We start from the raw sequence: 18771 nt of genomic DNA on the forward strand, positions 1-18771 counted from the left end.
TCCGCTCCCGACAGAACGACTTTCGAGGCCGATTTCTCGGCCTGTGGGACGGGCCACCCTGACGCGTTCGAGAGAGTAGCGGGAGGCCGGGGCCGAACGTAGTGTTCGGGCCATGTCCTTTACCCACCTCCACCTGCACACGCTCTACTCACTGCTCGATGGGGCCATCCGGATGAAGGACCTCATCAAGACGGTGAAGGAGAAGGGGATGTCGAGTGTCGCCGTGACGGACCACGGCAACATGTTCGGAGCCATCGACTTCTACAAGAAGGCGAAGGACGCGGGCATCAAGCCCATCCTCGGCATGGAGGCGTACGTCGCGGGCGCCAAGGGTCGCGAGGACCGCTCGGAGAAGGTCAACCACCACCTCATCCTGGTGGCGAAGAACGCGGAGGGCTACGCGAACCTGCGCTACCTGTCCTCCACCGCGTACATGCAGGGTTTCTACTACCACCCGCGCATCGACAAGAAGGTGCTCGCGGACCACAGCAAGGGCCTCTTCGCGCTGACGGCGTGCCTGGGTGGTGAGGTGACGAGCGCGTGCTTCCGTGGGGACATGGACCACGCCCGCCGCGCGGCCCAGGAGTACAAGGACATCTTCGAGCCCGGGCACTTCTTCCTCGAAGTGCAGTCCAACGGGATGCCTGAGCAGGACAAGGCGAACCTGAACCTGATGCAGCTGTCGCGGGACATGGACATCCCGCTGTGCGCCACCGCGGACGCGCACTACATCAAGCGCGAGGACGCGCGCGCGCACGAGTTGCTGATGTGCATCGCCAGCGGCAAGACGCTGGCGGACAGCAAGCGGATGAAGCACGCCACGGACAAGCTCTACGTCACCAGCCCCACGGAGATGCTGGAGTTCTTCAAGGAGATTCCGGAGGCCGTCCACAACACGCAGCGCATCGCCGAGCAGTGCAACCTGGAGCTGAAGCTGGGCAAGCCCATGCTGCCCACGTTCAAGGTGCCGGACAGCCACACGCCGGACAGCTTCATGTCGGAGCTGGCCTACGAGGGCCTGCGCGAGCGCTTCATCGAGTTGGCGGCCACCGTCAGCTATCCCATCGACCGGGAGGAGTACCAGGCGCGCCTGACGCTGGAGTTGGGCGTCATCCAGAAGATGGGGTTCAGCGGCTACTTCCTCATCGTCCAGGACTTCATCAACTGGGCGAAGAAGATGGGCATCCCCGTGGGCCCGGGCCGTGGCTCCGGCGCCGGCAGCCTCGTCGCGTACGCGCTGCGCATCACCGACGTGGACCCGATTCCGTACAACCTCCTGTTCGAGCGCTTCCTGAATCCGGAGCGCGTGTCGATGCCCGACTTCGATATCGACTTCTGCCAGGACCGGCGGGACGAGGTCATCCAGTACGTCGGCCGCAAGTACGGCGAGATGAACGTGGGGCAGATCATCACCTTCGGCTCACTGAAGGCGAAGAGCGTGCTGCGCGACGTGTGCCGCGTGTTCGCGCTGCCCTTCAGCGAAGGTGACCGCATCGCGAAGCTGGTGCCGGAAGTCCTCAACATCACCTTGAAGGAGGCCATCGAGATGGAGCCTCGCCTCAAGGAGATGATGGAGAAGCCTTCCAACATCGGTGAAGTGGAGGGGCGGCCCGTCACCACGAAGGACGTGCTGGAGATCGCGCTCGCGCTGGAGGGCCTGCACCGCCAGCCGGGCATGCACGCGGCCGGCGTGGTCATCGCCGACAAGCCGCTGTGGGAGTTCGTGCCCGTCTACCAGCCGCCGGGTGAGAAGACGCTCATCACCCAGTTCGCCAAGGACGAGGTGGAGGCGGCGGGCCTGGTGAAGTTCGACTTCCTCGGCCTGAAGACACTCACCGTCATCCAGCACGCGCTGGATTTGGTGAAGCGCAATCATGAGAAGGACATTCCGCGGCATGAGATTCCGCTGAATGACGACAAGGTCTGGGAGTTGATGGCCAAGGGCGACACGGCCGGCGTCTTCCAGATGGAGTCGAGTGGCTTCACGGAAATGGTGGTGAAGCTCAAGCCGTCCTGCTTCGAAGACGTCATCGCCGCGGGCGCGCTCTATCGCCCGGGTCCTCTGGACTCCGGCATGGTGGACGTCTTCATCAACCGCAAGCACGGCCGGGAGAAGGTGTCGTATCCGCATCCCGCGCTGGAGCCGGTGCTCAAGGACACGTACGGCGTCATCGTGTACCAGGAGCAGGTGATGCAGATTTCGCAGGTCCTGGGTGGGTACACCCTGGGCCGCGCGGACCTGCTTCGCCGCGCCATGGGCAAGAAGAAGGCCGAGGTCATGCAGGCCGAGCGGGCCGGCTTCCTCGAGGGCTGCGCGAAGAACAGCGTCGACCTGAAGGTCGCTGGCGAAATCTTCGACCTGATGGAGAAGTTCGCTGAGTACGGCTTCAACAAGAGCCACTCGGCGGCGTACGGCCTCGTCACGATTCACACCGCGTGGCTGAAGGCGCATTACCCCTGTGAGTTCATGGCGGCCCTTCTCTCCAGCGAGAAGGACAACACGGACAAGGTGGTGAAGCACATCGGTGAGGCGCGCGAGTCGGGCCTCCAGGTGTTGCCGCCGGACGTGAATCAGTCCGACCTCCAGTTCGGCGCGGTGGAAGGGAAGATTCGTTTCGGGTTGGGCGCCATCAAGGGCGTGGGCGAGGGCGCCATCGAGTCCATCCTGGATGCGCGCAAGGACGGCTCCTTCAAGAGCCTCTTCGACTTCTGCGAGCGCGTGGACAGCCGGCGCGTCAACAAGAAGGTGTTGGAAGCGCTGGTGAAGGCGGGCTCGTTCGACTTCGAGAAGCGTCCGCGTCGGCAGGTGTTCGACACGATTGAGCGGGCGATGAACCGCGGCTCGTCCAGCCAGAAGGACAAGGCGGCGGGGCAGAGCTCGTTGTTCGGCATGCTCGCGGGGCCCGCTTCGGGCGGCGCCGCGATGAAGGACGACTACGTCGTGGTGGAGGAGTGGTCGGAGAAGGAGCGGCTGGCGCTGGAGAAGGAGGCCATCGGCTTCTACGTGTCCGGCCATCCGCTGCATCAGTACGACAAGGAACTCAAGCGCTACGCGAAGCCGATTACGTCGGTGCAGCGCGCGCGCAAGGACGACAAGCTCACGGTGGCGGGCGTCGTCACGGTGCTGCGCGAGCGGCCCACGAAGACGGGCAAGCGCATGGCGTGGGTGACGATTGAAGACCTGTCCGGGTCGATTGAGCTGGTGTGCTTCCCGGGCAAGGACGGCACGCGCAACGTCATGGGGCGGGATGGCAAGTGGGCGAAGCAGGGGCCCAAGCCGGGGTTCGAGAACTGGGAGCACCTGCTCAAGTCGGACGACCCGATTCTGGTGACGGGGACGGTGCAGATCAGCCAGCGCGACGAGGACTCGCCCACGCCGGAGTTGATTGTCGACGACATCCAGAGCCTGAAGGAGGTGCGTGAGAAGCGCACCAAGCGGCTGGAGCTGCGCGTGCCGGCGGACCTGCTGACGGAGGACCGCGTGGCGAAGCTGCACGAGCTGGCGAAGAAGTTCGCCGGTGCCACGCCTGTGGCCGTGAGTGTGTTGTTCCACGGTGAGGCGGAGGCGCTCATTGGGAACACGTCGCTCAAGGTGCAGGTGCATGACGACCTGCTGCTGGCCGTGGACCGGTTGTTCGGGATGCGGGTGGTGGAGTTCGGCTGACCCTTTTGGCGCTCCCAGCCTGAGGGCTGGGGCGTCACGGTCGCGTGGGGAGCCATGAGAGGGCGCAGGCTGGCGCTCTCGTCGGCTACGGTTCGAGGCATGTCACCGCTTCGTTGGCTTCTCCTCGGAGTGCTGTTGTGGGGCTGCGCGTCTTCGGGGCCGCCCGGCTCCCTATCGCGCGGGGCCGCTCCTTCCACGGGCATATGTGAGCGTGCGCACGAGGAAGAGTGCGTCGCCCTTGCCTGTGCTGGGGAGGATTGCGGCCTGTTTGGCTGTGAGGACGTCGACACGGAAGCGCTGTCCTCCGGGGCGGAGGCACCTCGTGTCGAACCCGTCCTGGCCATGAGGCCGCCGCCACGAGCCCCTCCGGCTTTTCGCAATTGGAGGAGCCTGGGAATCCGTTCGGGAGCACAGCCTCGGATGACGTTTCACTTCCGCTATCGGGAGGGGTTTCTCCCCGCGTTGCCACGCGGGCCAGGAAAGTTGGTGCATCACCACCTGTTTCCCCAGCAGCCAGAACTGGCGCAGTGGTTCCGGGCGAACGGTATCGACATCCACAAGTTCACCATCCTGATTCCCGAGCATATCCACCGGCAGATCCACTCGGTAACTGGGCGTGGCGGACTGTGGAACCAGGCCTGGAGGGACTACCGGAGGATCAAGCAGGGCGGCTTCGTCACGCGCGAGGAGCTTCATCGAAAGGCGGTCGAACTCATCTTTCGCTTCGAGCTGACAGGTCCCGTGGTGCCCTACAATACCCCCCTGGCGCCGTTCAATTCGATGCCTCAGCTCCGTGCCCCCTAGAGGTCCCGTGAAGTTCTACATGGTCGAAGAGGATACTTCGCTCGGCTGCACGGGGCGCCTGGCTGCGGTGAACAAGTGGTGTCTTCCAGGCGTGGAGCCCTGTCTGGAGTGTCGTCTCGGTGGAGGCGCGCCGTGGCTTGTTTACCCTTGTGTGGACCTGTCCGGGTTGCCGCCTCATGAGCTGCGGAAGCTGAAAGACCCATGGCCGGTTCCGTTCGAGGAGTTCTCGCGGCGGCGTGAGCTGGTCCGCCCATTGGCTCCGTCCTGGGCGCTGCTGGAGCCCGGCACTCAGTTTGGGCCCTGCACAGGGAAAGGCTTTGGGAGCTTTGGTGCGCTTTTCATGCAGGACTCTGCCGCGCTCTTTCTCCGTCGAGAGGTGTTGGAAGCCCTTCGGGCTGAAGGATTGAGGGGGCTCCAGGCATGCCCCGTCGATGTTCGGTTCCGAGGTGCCAATCCGCCCGAGTTGCTTGAGCTTCAACTGGAGCTTCATGGGCGGCTTCATCCGACAGGACTTGCGCCCGTGCGAAGCGGGCCCTGTTCCACGTGCGGCAGGCGCTCCGAGGATTGGCCCCAGCACATCATCCTGGATGCCGCATCGCTTCCCCAGGACGTGGATGTCTTTCGACATAGTGAAGGCTGGGCGACCCTCATCGTCACCGAGCGCTTCGTGGATACGGTGAAGCGACTGGGACTGGACGGTGTGATGTTCGGCGAGCTTGAGGTCCGCTGAAAGCGGATGCCGTGCTTCTCCGACACCACGCTGCTTCCGTGTGGGTGAGGTACGGTTCGCCCACTCACGCGGGAGGCATTCATGGACACCACCTACAAGTCGCTGCGCATCGAGAAGGCGGATGGAGTCGCCGAAGTGATTCTCCAGGGCCCCGGTCGCGGCAACGCCATGGGCCCGGACTTCTGGCGAGAGATGCCGGAGGCCATCCGCTCGCTCGACGAGGATGAGTCCGTTCGCGTGGTGCTGGTCCGTGGCAATGGGGACAACTTCACCTACGGCCTGGACCTGATGGGGATGATGGAGTCCCTGGGGCCGCTGCTCACCGGTGACAACAACCTCGCTCTGGAGCGCACGAAGCTCTTGAAGCTGATTGGTGACATGCAGCAGGCCACCGAGGGTGTCGCCCGCTGTCGCAAGCCGTTCATCGCCGCCGTGCATGGCTGGTGCATCGGTGCAGGCATGGACCTCATCGCCGCGTGTGACTTCCGCTACTGCTCCCGCGACGCGAAGTTCTCCCTGCGCGAAGTGAAGGTCGGCATCGTCGCGGACATGGGCGCGCTCCAGCGCCTTCCCCGCATCATCGGCGAGGGCCACACTCGCGAGCTGGCCTATACCGGTGGCGACGTGGATGCCGAGCGTGCCCTCCGCATGGGACTCGTCAACGACGTCTTCTCGTCGGCGGAGGAGCTGCTCACTCATGCCCGCGCCACCGCGCGACGCATCGCCGAGAACCCGCCTCTCGTCGTCCAGGGCGCCAAGCAGGTGATGGAATACTGCGCGGACAAGTCCACGTCGGACGGACTGCGCTACGTCGCCGTGTGGAACTCCGCGTTCCTCCAATCACACGACCTCGCCGAAGCCTTCTCCGCCTTCGCCGAGCGTCGCCCCGCGAAATTCGTGGGCCGGTGAGCCCGCCCCTCTCACGAGGGGCTTTCACCCGCTGCGCTCACAGTGCGAGGATTCCAGTGAGGTCGAGGATCGGGAGTCCCACGGCATGACGGAGACGGTTGGGTTGCTGGGTTATGGGCGCTTCGGTCGCGCCCTCTCGGGGCTGCTGTCCGACGCGGGCGTGCCGCACAGCGTGTTCGACCCGAGGCAGGACGAGGTTCCTCCGAAGTTGCAGGCCACCTCGCTCGCGGAGCTGGCCTCGCGCTCCACGGTCCTCGTCCTGGCGATGCCTGTCACCGCCATGCACGACGCGCTGACCGCGCTGCGCCCCATGTTGTCGCCCACCCAGCTCGTCATCGACGTGGGCAGCGTGAAGGTGCGGCCGGTGCAGGTGCTCGCCTCCGTGCTGGGGCGTGAGATTCCCTGGGTGGGCACACATCCGCTCTTCGGTCCCGCGAGCCTGGCGCGAGGAGATGCCCGGCGCACCGTGGTGTGTCCCAACTCGCTTCACCCCGAAGCCACGCATCGGGCTCGCGCGCTGTTCGAGCGGCTCGGCTGCGCGGTGACGGAGATGTCACCGGAAGCGCATGACGAGCTGATGGCTCGCACCCACGTGCTCACGTTCTTCCTGGCCCATGGGCTCGTGAAGGCGGGAGTGGGGAAGGACCTGCCCTTCGCTCCGCCCAGCTTCCAGCCCGTGGCCCGGCTGGAGGAATACGCACGCACGGAGGTCCCCCACCTCTTCAACGTCGTGCAGTCGGAGAACCCCTACGCGCGCGAGGCCCGCATGGGGCTGCTCGACGCGCTCACGGAGTTGCACCAGGGATTGGAGGCCTCCGCGAAGGCCATTCGCACCCCAGCCGCGCCCCCCGCGCTGCTGGACGTGCGTCAGCGCATCGACCAGGTCGATCGCGAGCTGGTGGCCTTGTTGGCGCGTCGGGCTCGGCTCGTCCAGGAGGCGGCCCGTGTGAAGTCGGAGCACGGACTTCCGTTCCCCGACACGGAGCGGGAGTCGTCCATGCTCGACATCCGACACGCGTGGGCGGAACACGATGGGCTCCACACAGGCGCGCTGGATGACGTCTTCCACGCGGTGTTGCGGCTGTGCCGCGACACCGCGAGCGCGAGCACTGATTCGGTGGCGTGAGGCCTCCCGTGGGCTGATGAGAGGTGCCCTCACGCCTTGCGGTACTGCTCGCGGCATCACATCGCGAAAGACAGTCTCAGCGCTGCACGGTGAACGTGGGGTTGAGGACCTTCATCGTCCCCTTCGTCACACCGAACTGCTCATGAACCGCCGCGCGGCGCACTGTCTCCGCCGGAGAGATGCGGCCCGCGAGCAGCTCCTGATACGCGCCCAGGACACGCGTGGCCTCCTCGCGTGACTCACGGACGAACTCCACCCGGAATCGCTTCACTCCGCGCGCCAGTAGCGACGGCACCAGTGACGCCGCGCTCTGCGCCTGCGCGTTGAACACCGTGTTGCGGCAGCCCACGTCCACCACCACCGGATGCTCCAGGCCCTTGTGGTCCCTCAGCGACAACCGGTGCTTCTCACAGGGGCGTCCACAGCTCTTGAAGTCGCGCCCGTGCGACAGCGTGTGCGAATACACGCAGTGCTCCGTGTGGAACGTCGAGATGTGGTGGTGCACCGTCACCGCGAAACGCTCGGCGGGCAGGTGCTCCAACATGGCCCCCAACTGCACCGCGTCCAAATCATGCGCGAACGTGAGCGTGTCCAGCCCCAGCCCCAACAGATGCAGCGCCGTCACGGAGTTGGTCACGTTGAGCGAGAAATCCCCATGCAGCGCCGGCCGTGACTCCCCCGGCGCAAAGGGCCGCTCCAGGAAGTGCATCATCGCGCCCCAGTGCCGCGCCAGCACCGCGTCCGGCTTCAGCTTCGCGATGCGCGCGTCGTAGCCCTCCTCGCCGGGCTTCTGCACCCGCACCGTCGCAATCGTCACGCGCAGCCCCGCCGCCCGCGCCCGCTCCACTGCCCGCTGGAGCCCCACCAGCTCCATCCAGTCCAGCTCCACCTCCGGCAACCCCGCCGCAATCACCGCCTCGAGCTGCTCGTCCGTCCGACACAGCGGCAACAGCCGCGCGCCCTCGGTCGCCGGTGACGCGACCACGCGCTCGCGCTGCGAGGCCCGTACTTCCTCCAGCACCGCCGTCTCCCGCACCGTGCGCGCCGGTCCCCGAGACACCGCCTCCGTCAGCTCCGCCACCAGCGAGCGACGCAGCGCCTTCAGCTCCGACACCGGCAGATGCAGCCCCGACCCCAGCGCCGTCGTGTCCAGCTCCGTCAGGTGGAACGAAGTGCCACCCAGCGCCGCCAGCTTGTCCTTGAGCAGCGCCGCGTCCATCCCACCCCCGCGAGACTGCGCGAGCGGCACCGTGCTCGACGCCGTGGCCACGTGGCCTCCCCGCGCCGTGCCCGTCACCACCAGCGGTCCTCCCGCCGTCCCCGACACCGTCAGCGCCAGCGGGACACGGCCCTCGGGCTCACCCTGCGCCAGCAGCTCCTCCGTGTGCTTCGCCAGGGAAGGATCACTCGTCACCCAGACACGCTGCCCGCGCGCCACCCGCCCCATGTCCGGTCCGGGATTGCCGAAGCCCAGCACCCAGCCGTGACTCGTGCGCTCGACTCGGAACAGCGGCCCGCCCGCCTCGTGCTTGTCCTCCGGGTGCCCATCGTCGAACACCACGCCCATGCCCGGACGAGGGGACAGCTCCGCGGCCACAGGTGCATCGCCCTCCAGCGGCGAAGACACCTTGCCCTGCGGCGCCTCCGACTTCGTCCGCGCGTCGTCCTGCCCCAGCCCGCCCGTCCACGGACGTCCCTCCGGGTCCTCCGCCACGAGCACGTCGCGACCCTGCACCGCCTCCACCACGCCCAGGTACGCGCCTCGGTGTTTGGGGAAGCGCCCCTCCACCAGCGTCTGGTGGTCCGAGCCCGCGAAGAAGCCGTGCGAGAAGCCCCGGCTGTACGACAGCGTCATGTCGGCCAGGTCCTTGCGCAGCGCACCCGTGTCCGCCTTGCCCGCCGACACACCGTCCACCCAGCGTCGATAACCCTGCACCGCCGTGGCCACGTACTGAGGCCCCTTCTGCCGGCCTTCAATCTTCAGCGAGTGCACGCCAATCTCAATCAGCTTCGGCACCGCCATGACACCGGCCAGGTCCTTGGGGCTGAGCAGGTAGCGCACGTCGCCCAGGTCCTTTGTCTGTCCATCCACCACCAGGTCATACGGCAGCCGACAGGACTGCGCGCACTGTCCCCGGTTCGCCGAGCGTCCACCCCACGCCTCACTCGTAAGGCACTGGCCGCTCCAGGACATGCAGAGCGCGCCGTGGATGAACACCTCCAGCTCGATGTCTGTCTCCGCCGCCAGCCGTCCAATCTCCGCCACCGACAGCTCACGCGGCACGACGATGCGCGTGGCACCCAATCCGCGAGCGAAACGCGCACCCTCCGCGCTCGAAATCGTCATCTGCGTGGAGGCATGAACCTCCATCTGGGGACACACCGCGCGAGCCACCAGCGCGATGGCGGGGTCCTGGACGATGAGCGCGTCCACCCCCGCGGCGGCCACTCGCCGCAGGATGTCCTCCACCACCGGCAGCTCCGGCTCGAACACCAGCGTGTTCATCGTCAGGAACGCGCGCGCGCCCGCGCGGTGCACCAGCGCCAGCGTCTCCGACAGGGTGGCGAGCGAGAAGTTCTCCGCCCGGGCCCTCGCGTTGAAGCCCTCGTCCAGCCCGAAATAGATGGCGTCCGCGCCACTGGCCAGCGCGGCCTTCATCGAGTCGAGGTCTCCAGCGGGGGCGAGGATTTCAGGACGACGGCGCATGTCCGCCCTCTACCACAGCGAGGCTGCCATCGCGCCCGTCCTCACGCGCCCGTGGACGCAGTGCGGCAGGTTCTGGTCAAGTCGCCGCCCGGTTGCTTCCACAGGAGACGAGTCATGGCTGAAGGCGTGTTCAAGGACGGGCTGCTGGCGGGCAAGGTGGCGTTCATCTCGGGCGGCAGCAGCGGCATCAACCTCGGCATCGCCGAGGCGTTCGTGAAGGCGGGGGCCAAGGTGGCCATCAACGGTCGCAATGTGGAGAAATTGGAGGGCGCGGTGAAGGGCCTCCAGGCCCACGGCACCGCCATGGGGGTGGCCGCGGACGTGCGCGACTACGCCTCCGTGGAGAAGGCGCTCCAGACGGTGCGCGACGCGTACGGTGAGATGGACATCCTCATCTGTGGCGCCGCCGGCAACTTCCCCGCACCGGCCCTGGGCATGTCCTCCAACGGCTTCAAGGCCGTCATGGACATCGACGTGCTGGGCACCTTCAACCTCTGTCGCGCCGGCTTCGAACACCTGCGCAAGCCCGGCGCCAGCATCATCAACATCTCCGCGCCCCAGGCCTACCTGCCCATGGCCATGCAGGCCCACGTGTGCGCCGCAAAGGCCGGCGTGGACATGCTCACCCGCGTGCTGGCGCTCGAGTGGGGCGGCGCCGGCGTGCGCGTCAACGCGATTACCCCCGGCCCCATCGAGGACACCGAGGGCATGCGCCGCCTGGCCCCCAGCGAGGAGGGCCACCAGAAGCTCGCCCAGGCCCTGCCGCTCCAGCGCTTCGGCACCAAGGCGGACATCTCGCGGCTGGCCCTCTTCCTGTCCTCGGAGGCCGCGTCCTACATCACCGGCTCCATCATGGTCTGCGATGGCGGCCAGTCCCTGCTGGGCGGCGCCGCGCTCATGGCGGCCATCGGGATGTAGCCCGATACAGAGGGGGATGGGGTGCTCACGACCTCCTCTGTGAAATTTGTTGTAATTGCAAACTTGTGACCTGGGTCTACGTGGCGGGTGGCAATGTCTGGTACAAGGCATTGCAACCCGCGAGTGGAGTCTTCCCTGGGGGGGGACAGCTCGCATCCCGGAGATCCGCATGTCCGTACGCCTTGCCCCGTCAGCCCGACTCCTCGGGCTGGCCGCGCTGTGTCTTGGCCTGTTCGTTGGCTGTGGTGATGACCCGGATCCGCAGCCCCTGCCCACGCCCTCGACGTTGCCGGACGCCACCGCATCCACGGTGGTCCTGACGCCGGCGAGGGACGTGCTGGCGGACGGCGCGGACCAGGGCACGGTCACTGTCACAGTGAAGAGCAAGAACGGCACCGCGCTCGCGGGGCGCACGGTGACGGTGGCGGTGGAGGGCGACGGCAACCTGGTGTTGCAGCCGGGACAGACGAACAGCCAGGGCGTCGCCGTGGCGACCGTGGTGACGGCCCACGCGGGGACCAAGCGGGTGACGGTCTCCGTCGCGGCCGAAGGGGGCGCGGTGGTGTTGGCCTCCCGGCCCTCGTTCAACTTCGTCGCGCTGGTGGCCACTCGGCTGGAGTTCATCCCCGCGCCGGTGGAGTCCACGGCGGGCGCGCCCATCACCGGCCTGAACGTGCGCTTCCGCGACGCTCAAGGTCGCCCCGTCCTGGGCGCGACGGCGGCGGTGACGTTGTCCCTGGCGGCGAACCCAGGGGATGTCGCGCTGGAGGGCACGCTCACGGTGACGCCGGTGGGTGGCACGGCGAGCTTCACGGACGTGGTGCTGAAGAAGGCCGGCGCGAACTTCCAGCTCAAGGCATCGGCGGCGGGGATGGAAGATGCGACGAGCGCCGAGTTCTCCGTGGCTCCGGCCGCGGCGGCTTCGCTGGACATCGACGGGTTGGAGTCCACCGCCGTCGCGGGCGCGGCGCGCTCGGCGCAGGTGACGGTGCGTGACGCCTTCGACAACGTGGCCACGAACTACACCGGCACGCTGTCCGTGAGCTCCACGGATGCCACGGCCTCGCTGCCCGGGCCCCATGCCTTCACCCAGACGGATGCGGGGCGCTTCACCTTCACGGGGGTTGTCCTCAAGCGCGCGGGCAGCCATCAGGTCACTCTTCAGGACGCGAGTGTCGCCGCGCTGCGCGCCCAGCAGGACGTGGGCGTGGTGGCGGGGGAGGCGTCGGCGCTGGTGTTCACCCAGGTGCCCGCGTCGGCCTCGACGAGCGCCGTGTTGTCTCCGGTGGAGGTGTCCCTGCGGGATGCCTTTGGAAACCTCTCGGCGGTGGGGGCTCCTCCCGTGGCGGTGTCGCTGGTGGAAACAGGCGACCTCTCCGGGGTTCAGGAGGTCGCGCCAGTGGAGGGCGTGGCTCGCTTCACCGGGCTGCGGGTGAGCACGGAGGGCAGCTATCACCTCCGGGCGAGCGCGACGGGACTGACGGAGGCGAGCAGCACCGCCATCTTGGTCGTCGATGACGTGCCGCCCGCTCGGCCCGTGCTCTCGCTGGGGACGCTCGGCACGGAGTCGGCGACGGTGACGTGGGTGGCCGTGGGTGATGACGGCAGCGTGGGCCGGGCGACGTCGCAGACGTTGCGCTACTCGCTGTCCCCCATCCTCACCGCCGCGGAGTTCGACGCGGCGACGCCGGTGGGGGGCGTGAATGCTCCCGCCGAGCCAGGCACCGCCGAGTCCGCGCAGGTCACCGACCTGGTCGCGAACCAGACGTACCATGTCGCGCTGCGGGTGACGGACAACCGCGGCAACTCCGCGCTCTCCAACAGCCTGTCCTTCCAGACGCTGAACGCCGAGGTGACGCAGCTGGCCTTCACCACGCAGCCGGTGAATGGGACCGCGGGCGTGTCGCTTGCGGGCGTGCGAGTCTCCCTCCAGAACGCGCAGGGCGAGGTCGTCACCACGGCCAGCCTGCCGGTGACGCTGTCGTTGGTGGGGGGCTCGGGCTTCGAGCCGAAGCAGGTCTCCGCCGCCTCTGGCGTGGCCCTCTTCTCCGACCTGCGCATCGACCGCGCGGGCACCTATCGCTTCTCCGCCAGCGCCAACGGGCTGACGGTGCAGAGCGATGAGTTCGTCATCCAGGCGGGAGCGGCGTCCCGACTGGCGCTCACGGGGCTCGTGGCGCCCGTCATCGCGGGTCAGTCACAGAGCGTGGAGGTGACGGCGTTCGACGGCTTCGACAACGTGGCCAAGGGCTACTCGGGCACCGTGCGCTTCACGTCCACGGACCCGGAGGCGGAGCTGCCCGCCGACTACACCTTCACCGCGCAGGACCAGGGACGCCACGTCTTCTCCGACGTCGTGCTGGCCAACATGGGCCTCCGCCGGGTGACGGCGACCGACTCCGCCAACGCGCAACTCACGGCCTTCATGGAGGTGGAGGTGACGAACGACGCCGCCCACCACCTGGACCTGGAGGGGCTGCCGACGCAGGCGGCGGCGGGTGGCAGTCACACGCTGACCCTCAGCGTGAGGGACCGCTTTGGCAACCTCGTCACGGGCTACACCGGCGAGGTGGACTTCGCCTCGGACGACCCTCGCGCCACGCTGCCTCCCGAGCACGTGTTCACCGCCGGGGATGCGGGTCGCTTCACGTTCAGCGTGACGCTGGAGAGCGCCGGCGAGCGCTCCATCACCGTGGCGGAAGTGGGCGGGGCGCTGTCCATCACCCGGAGCACGCAGGTGTCCCCGGGGAACGCGGAGTCGCTGTCGCTTGTGCTGTCGACGGCGTCTCCGGCCGCCGGTCAGTCGGTGAGCGCGACGGTGACGCTGGTGGATGCGTATGGCAATCAGGCCGCCGGCTATCGAGGCACGGTGGCGCTGAGCGTGGCGCAGGACCCCGGGGCCACGGTTCCGGGGCCGTACACCTTCACCGAGACGGATGCGGGCCGGCACGTCTTCAGCGTGACGTTCGCCCAGGCGCAGGCGACCACGCTGTCCGCCGTGGACACCCAGCAGGCGACGTTGTCCGCCTCCGAGGCCGTGACGGTGAGCGCCGGCGTGGCCACCGCGCTGCGCGTGTCGGCGGTGACAGAGTCCCTGACGGCCGGTGTCGCCCATGTGTTCTCCGTCAGCGCGAGGGACCGCTTCGACAACCTGTCCCGCGACTACGTGGGCACGGTGCAGCCGTCGGCGACGGATGCCAACGCGGGGCCGCTCACCGCCCACACGTTCACCGCGGCGGACCAGGGGGAGCACGGCTTCACCCTTGCCCTGCGCACCGCGGGCACGCAGACCGTCACCTTCACGGACGCCGCGCTCGCGGTGTCGGCGGCGCGCGAGGTGACGGTGGACGCCGCTGCCCCGGCGCGGCTGGGCTTCGTGTCCGCACCGGGCTCGGCTTCGGTGCGCCAGGTGCTCGCCGCGGTGAGCGTGGCCGTACAGGACGAGTTCGGCAACACCTCGTCCAGTGGTGCCCCGGTGGTGACGCTCTCGCTCTCGGGCGGCGGTGTGCTCGACGGTGACGTCACCGCCACGGCCGTCGCGGGCGTGGCGCGCTTCACCACGCTCTCGGTGGCCCAGGAGGGGGACTACACGCTGACCGCCTCCGTGTCCGACGCGAGCCTGCCGGCCGCCTCCAGGGCGCTGTCCATCATCGACGACCAGGTGCCCTCGCCGGTGGCCACGCTCGAGGCGAGCGTGGTGGGCGCTGACTCCGTGAGGCTGCGTTGGGTCGCCACGGGCGACGACGGCCAGCTGGGCCAGGCCTCGTCCTACCAGCTGCGCTACGGCCTGGCGCCGCTGAACGAGACGAACTTCGAGGTGGCCGTGGTGGTGCCCACGGGCACGCCGGGCCTGCCTGGAGCGCAGGAGGAGGCGACCGTCGCGGGCCTCGCGGTGGGCCGCACGTACTACTTCGCGGTGCGCGTGGTGGACGGCGCGGGGAACTCCAGCCCGCTGACGACCACCTCCCTGGACCTGCCCAGCGCGTGTGGCAGCCAGGTGTGCGCGCCCCGTGCGCCCGAGTGCTCCGAGTCGGGCGTGGAGGTGGTGACGTATGAGGCCACCTGCGAGATTCTGGCCGGTGAGCCGACGTGCGTTTACGTGCCCACCGCGTCAGCGTGCACCGGTGTGGATGCCGTCTGCTACCAGGCGGCGTGCACCACGGCGGCGGCGCCCGGAGAGCGCACGCTCATCATCACCGAGGTCATGGCCTCCCCGAGCACTGGCACGACGGAGTACATCGAAGTGACGAGCACGTCCGACGCGCTGCTCAACATCAACGGCCTCTCGCTCATCTCCTCGGCCACGACCACCGTCTCGGTGGACAAGGGCCCGGGCGCGGCCGTGGTGCTGCCGGCGCGCGGCATCCTGGTGCTGGCGAGCAACCCGGACCTCGCCACCAACGGTGGCGTGGACGCGGACCATGGCTATGGGAACGCCCTGGAGCTGGAGAGCACGGGCCAGCTGTCCCTGCGCGTCAATGGCGTGGTGATGGATGACCTCACCTACGACGAGGAGTTCCCGCTGGTGGCGGGCCGCTCCCTGAGCCTGTCCTCGGAGCTGGTGGGCAGCACCGCGAGCCGCTACTCCTGGTTCTGGTGCGCGTCCAACGACGAGCTGTCGGGCGGAGACCGGGGCACGCCGGGCCTGCCCAACGAGACGTGCGGCGTGGACATCCAGCCGCCCGTGGAGTTCTGCGCCATCGAGTCCCCCAAGTCGTTCCCGGCGGTCATCGCGCGCGGCTCCTCCCATGAGGTCACCAGCCGCGTCTACGAGCCGCAGGTGACGACGCGCAGCACGGCGGGCAATGACCACTTCCCGTACCTCGTCTCGGAGCTGGGCTACGGCACGGACGCCAACGCCCCGGAGTCCTGGACGTGGGTGCCCGCGACGCCGAACCCCAGCTACGGCGCGCTCGGCGGCAACGACGACGAGATGTTGGCCACCCTCCAGATTCCCACGAACGGGAGCTTCCTCTACGGCTTCCGCTACCGCTTCACGCGCGGCCCGGCGGGCGCTGACGCGTGGGTCTACTGCGACCAGAACGGCGTCGTCGCGCCTGGGGTGCCGGCGATCTACGGCACCGTAACGGTGGACGAGGTCATCCCGGTGGCGGACCACGTGGTCATCAGCGAGGTCAGCGGACGTGGCGCGACGTCCCAGACGGACGAGTTCGTCGAGCTGCACAACCCGACGAACCAGGACGTGGACCTGAGCGGCTGGATGCTGCAGTACAAGTCGGCGGCCGGCTCCACGTACACGGGCACCTTCGTGATTCCCGCGGGCAAGGTCATCCCGGCGCATGGCTACTTCCTGCTCGCGCACACGGGCTACACCGGAACCGGAGCGCTGGCCGCGGATGCGACGTGGTCCGGCTTCGACCTGTCGGCCTCCACGACGGCGGGCGGCCATGTCCGAATCGGCCGGAATTTGACGACGCCCTCGCCCATCGAGGTGGACAAGCTGGGGTGGGGGACGGCGAACTCGCCGGAGGGCTCCGCGGCCGGTCCGTTCCACCCGGCGGCGGGCGGCAGCATCGAGCGCAAGGCGCTGCCCACGTCGACGCAGGCCACCATGGCGGAGGGCGGCTCCGACGCGAGCCGGGGCAACGGTTCCGATTTGAACAACAACAGCGCGGACTTCGTGGTTCGCACCACCCGCCAGCCGCAGAACTCCCTGAGCGGGACCGAGCGGCCGTAGTCCGCGGGACATCCTGAGCGGTACGGGAGGCCGTCCTGGCTGTACGCCGGGGCGGCCTCCCTGTCTTCCGAGGCTCAGGCGCGGCGGGCCCACTGTCGGCCAGAGTGCCGTCCGGCCATCAAAGGCTGCTGCCCGGAGGCGGCGGGCGGATTACCTTTGCGGCGCACACTTCCCGTCAGCAGCACGCCCAGGAGAGCAGCCCGTGCCTGAAACGCCTGTCCCCGACGCCGTCCGCCTCATCACCTGTCCGCCCGCCGAGTTCCGACGCTCCGGTGAAGCCGCCATGGAGGCCACCCGCGCCGGAATCGCCCGCCTCAAGGCGCTTCGCGCCCCCTTCGACGTGGTCCAGGTGCTGGAGCTGTACGACGAGGCCATGGCCTCGCTGGATGATGCGGGGGCCCGCGCGAGCGTCGCGCGGCACTCCCACCCGGAGGCCGCCATGCGCGAGGCCGCCGAGGCCGCCGAGCAGGAACTGGAGACGCTCGCGACCGACATCCGCATGGACCGGGGCGTCTACGACGTGCTCGCCTCGTTGGACCTCTCCGGCCAGGACGCGCAGACGCGCAAATGGATGGAGAAGGTGCTGCGCGACTTCCGCCGCTCCGGCGTGGACCGCGATGACGCCACCCGCGCGCGGGTGAAGGCGCTCAACGATGAGCTGGTTCGCATTGGCCAGGAGTTCAGCCGCAACATGCTCCAGGACACTCGCGCGGTGTCCCTGCCACCCTCCGCGCTGGACGGGCTGCCTGACGACTACGTCCGGGCCCATCCCCCGGGCGCGGACGGTCAGGTGAGCATCACCACCGACTATCCGGACATCATCCCCTTCATGACGTACTCGCGCGACGCGAAGGCGCGCGAGCAGATGTGGCGGGCCTTCCGCATGCGGGGCCACCCCAGCAACACGGACGTGCTGGAGCGCATGGTGGCGCGCCGTCACGAGCTGGCCACGCTGCTGGGCTACCGCAACTGGGCGGCCTTCGCGACGGAGGACAAGATGATTCGCGACGAGCAGGCCGCCGCGGACTTCATCGCGAAGATTTCCGACGCGTCCGGCGCGCGCATGCAGCGCGACTACGCGCTGCTTCTGGAGCGCAAGCGCCGGGACGTGCCGGGTGCCGCGCGCGTGGACCCGTGGGACCAGGCATACCTGGAGGACCGCATCAAGGCGGAGCAGTACGCCTTCGACTCGCAGGCGGTGCGCCCGTACTTCGAATACACGCGCGTGAAGCAGGGCATGCTGGATTTGACGGCGCGGATGTTCGGCGTGACGTACCGGCGCATCCAGGACGCCACGGTGTGGCACCCGGACGTGGAGGCCTACGACGTGCTGGAGGGCGGCACGGTGAAGGGCCGCTTCTACCTGGACATGCACCCGCGCGCGGACAAGTACAAGCACGCGGCGCAGTTCACCCTCACCAGCGGCAAGTCCGACCGCCGGCTGCCCGAGGGCGTGCTGATGTGCAACTTCCCCAAGCCCGGCACGGAGCCCGCGCTGCTCCAGCATGACGACGTGGAGACGTTCCTCCACGAGTTCGGCCACCTGCTGCACCACATCTTCGGCGGCCACACGCGCTGGGCGGGCGTGTCCGGCGTGCGCACGGAGTGGGACTTCGTGGAGGCGCCGTCGCAGATGCTGGAGGAGTGGGCGCGCGACACGGCGAGCCTCCAGACGTTCGCGAAGCACTACCAGACGGGCGAGCCGCTGCCGGCGGAGATGGTGACGCGGATGCGCAGCGCGGAGGAGTTCGGCAAGGGCCTGTGGGTGCGTCAGCAGATGTTCTACGCGGCGCTCAGCCTGGAAATCTACCGGAGGGACCCGGCGGGCCTGGACGCCACCGCGCTGGTGCGGGAGCTCCAGGGCACGTACACGCCGTTCCCCTACGTGGAGGGCACGTACTTCCACCTGTCCTTCGGGCACCTGGAGGGGTACTCGTCCAACTACTACACGTATATGTGGTCGCTGGTCATCGCCAAGGACCTCTTCACCGTGTTCCAGAAGCAGGGGATGTTGTCCCCCGAGCCCGCGCAGGCGTACCGGCGCGCGGTGCTGGAGCCGGGCGGTTCGGACGACGCGGCCAGGCTGGTGCATGCCTTCCTGGGTCGCGACTACGACTTCCATGCGTACGAGGCCTGGCTGAACAAGGCGGCGTGAGCATCAAGGCGTGAAGGGGGGCGCCATTCCGGGCGCCCCTCTGGGCCTACACTTCGATAT

8 protein-coding genes and 1 pseudogene are annotated in these 18771 nt (G+C 68.3%); 8 read left to right on the forward strand and 1 reads right to left on the reverse strand.

The features are described 5' to 3' along the window. The first annotated feature begins 112 nt into the window (after positions 1-112). The 5 genes and pseudogenes from dnaE to HR086_RS49665 form a co-directional block, all read left to right on the forward strand. A complete protein-coding gene (gene dnaE / locus HR086_RS00790) occupies positions 113-3664 on the forward strand; it encodes a DNA polymerase III subunit alpha (protein ID WP_174464557.1) in 3552 nt (1183 codons plus the stop codon). A 99-nt stretch (positions 3665-3763) separates the two neighbouring features. After that, positions 3764-4468, forward strand: a complete 705-nt coding sequence (locus HR086_RS00795) for a TIGR02269 family lipoprotein (RefSeq protein WP_254626119.1) — start codon at positions 3764-3766, stop codon at positions 4466-4468. Between the two features lie 19 nt (positions 4469-4487). Beyond that, entirely contained in the window at positions 4488-5198 is a 711-nt protein-coding gene (locus HR086_RS00800; protein ID WP_217441639.1) for a double-CXXCG motif protein, read from the forward strand. An 81-nt stretch (positions 5199-5279) separates the two neighbouring features. Further along, the gene (locus HR086_RS00805) at positions 5280-6107 is read left to right on the forward strand and encodes a crotonase/enoyl-CoA hydratase family protein (protein ID WP_174464560.1); all 828 of its coding nucleotides are present in this window, start codon (positions 5280-5282) and stop codon (positions 6105-6107) included. A 28-nt stretch (positions 6108-6135) separates the two neighbouring features. Continuing rightward, a pseudogene (locus HR086_RS49665) lies at positions 6136-7233 on the forward strand (prephenate dehydrogenase/arogenate dehydrogenase family protein); the annotation flags it as partial. A 76-nt stretch (positions 7234-7309) separates the two neighbouring features. Here HR086_RS49665 and HR086_RS00815 read toward each other — a convergent pair. Next, positions 7310-9940, reverse strand: coding sequence for a DUF3656 domain-containing protein (locus HR086_RS00815; protein ID WP_174464562.1), 2631 nt, complete (start codon positions 9938-9940; stop codon positions 7310-7312). A 114-nt stretch (positions 9941-10054) separates the two neighbouring features. Here HR086_RS00815 and HR086_RS00820 point away from each other — a divergent pair, with 114 nt between their 5' ends. From HR086_RS00820 to HR086_RS00830, 3 genes are all read left to right on the forward strand, one after another. Beyond that, positions 10055-10858, forward strand: coding sequence for an SDR family oxidoreductase (locus HR086_RS00820; protein ID WP_174452978.1), 804 nt, complete (start codon positions 10055-10057; stop codon positions 10856-10858). A gap of 169 nt (positions 10859-11027) precedes the next feature. After that, positions 11028-16556 carry a lamin tail domain-containing protein gene (locus HR086_RS00825; RefSeq protein WP_174464563.1) on the forward strand — a complete coding sequence of 1843 codons (5529 nt, stop codon included), beginning with the start codon at positions 11028-11030 and terminating at the stop codon, positions 16554-16556. A gap of 202 nt (positions 16557-16758) precedes the next feature. Continuing rightward, positions 16759-18711, forward strand: coding sequence for a M3 family metallopeptidase (locus HR086_RS00830; protein WP_141645393.1), 1953 nt, complete (start codon positions 16759-16761; stop codon positions 18709-18711). The last annotated feature ends 60 nt before the right edge of the window (positions 18712-18771 follow it).

The sequence above is a fragment of the Myxococcus sp. CA039A genome, from assembly GCF_013336645.1.
GTDB classification, from domain to species: domain Bacteria; phylum Myxococcota; class Myxococcia; order Myxococcales; family Myxococcaceae; genus Myxococcus; species Myxococcus llanfairpwllgwyngyllgogerychwyrndrobwllllantysiliogogogochensis.

What these genes read in the sequence shown, in the direction of transcription:
- HR086_RS00820 (WP_174452978.1), top strand. Translation starts at nt 10,055, where the DNA reads ATGGCTGAAGGCGTGTTCAAGGACGGGCTGCTGGCGGGCAAGGTGGCG.
- HR086_RS00805 (WP_174464560.1), top strand. Translation starts at nt 5,280, where the DNA reads ATGGACACCACCTACAAGTCGCTGCGCATCGAGAAGGCGGATGGAGTC.
- HR086_RS00800 (WP_217441639.1), top strand. Translation starts at nt 4,488, where the DNA reads ATGGTCGAAGAGGATACTTCGCTCGGCTGCACGGGGCGCCTGGCTGCG.
- HR086_RS00795 (WP_254626119.1), top strand. Translation starts at nt 3,764, where the DNA reads ATGTCACCGCTTCGTTGGCTTCTCCTCGGAGTGCTGTTGTGGGGCTGC.
- dnaE (WP_174464557.1), top strand. Translation starts at nt 113, where the DNA reads ATGTCCTTTACCCACCTCCACCTGCACACGCTCTACTCACTGCTCGAT.
- HR086_RS00815 (WP_174464562.1), bottom strand. Translation starts at nt 9,940, where the DNA reads ATGCGCCGTCGTCCTGAAATCCTCGCCCCCGCTGGAGACCTCGACTCG.
- HR086_RS00825 (WP_174464563.1), top strand. Translation starts at nt 11,028, where the DNA reads ATGTCCGTACGCCTTGCCCCGTCAGCCCGACTCCTCGGGCTGGCCGCG.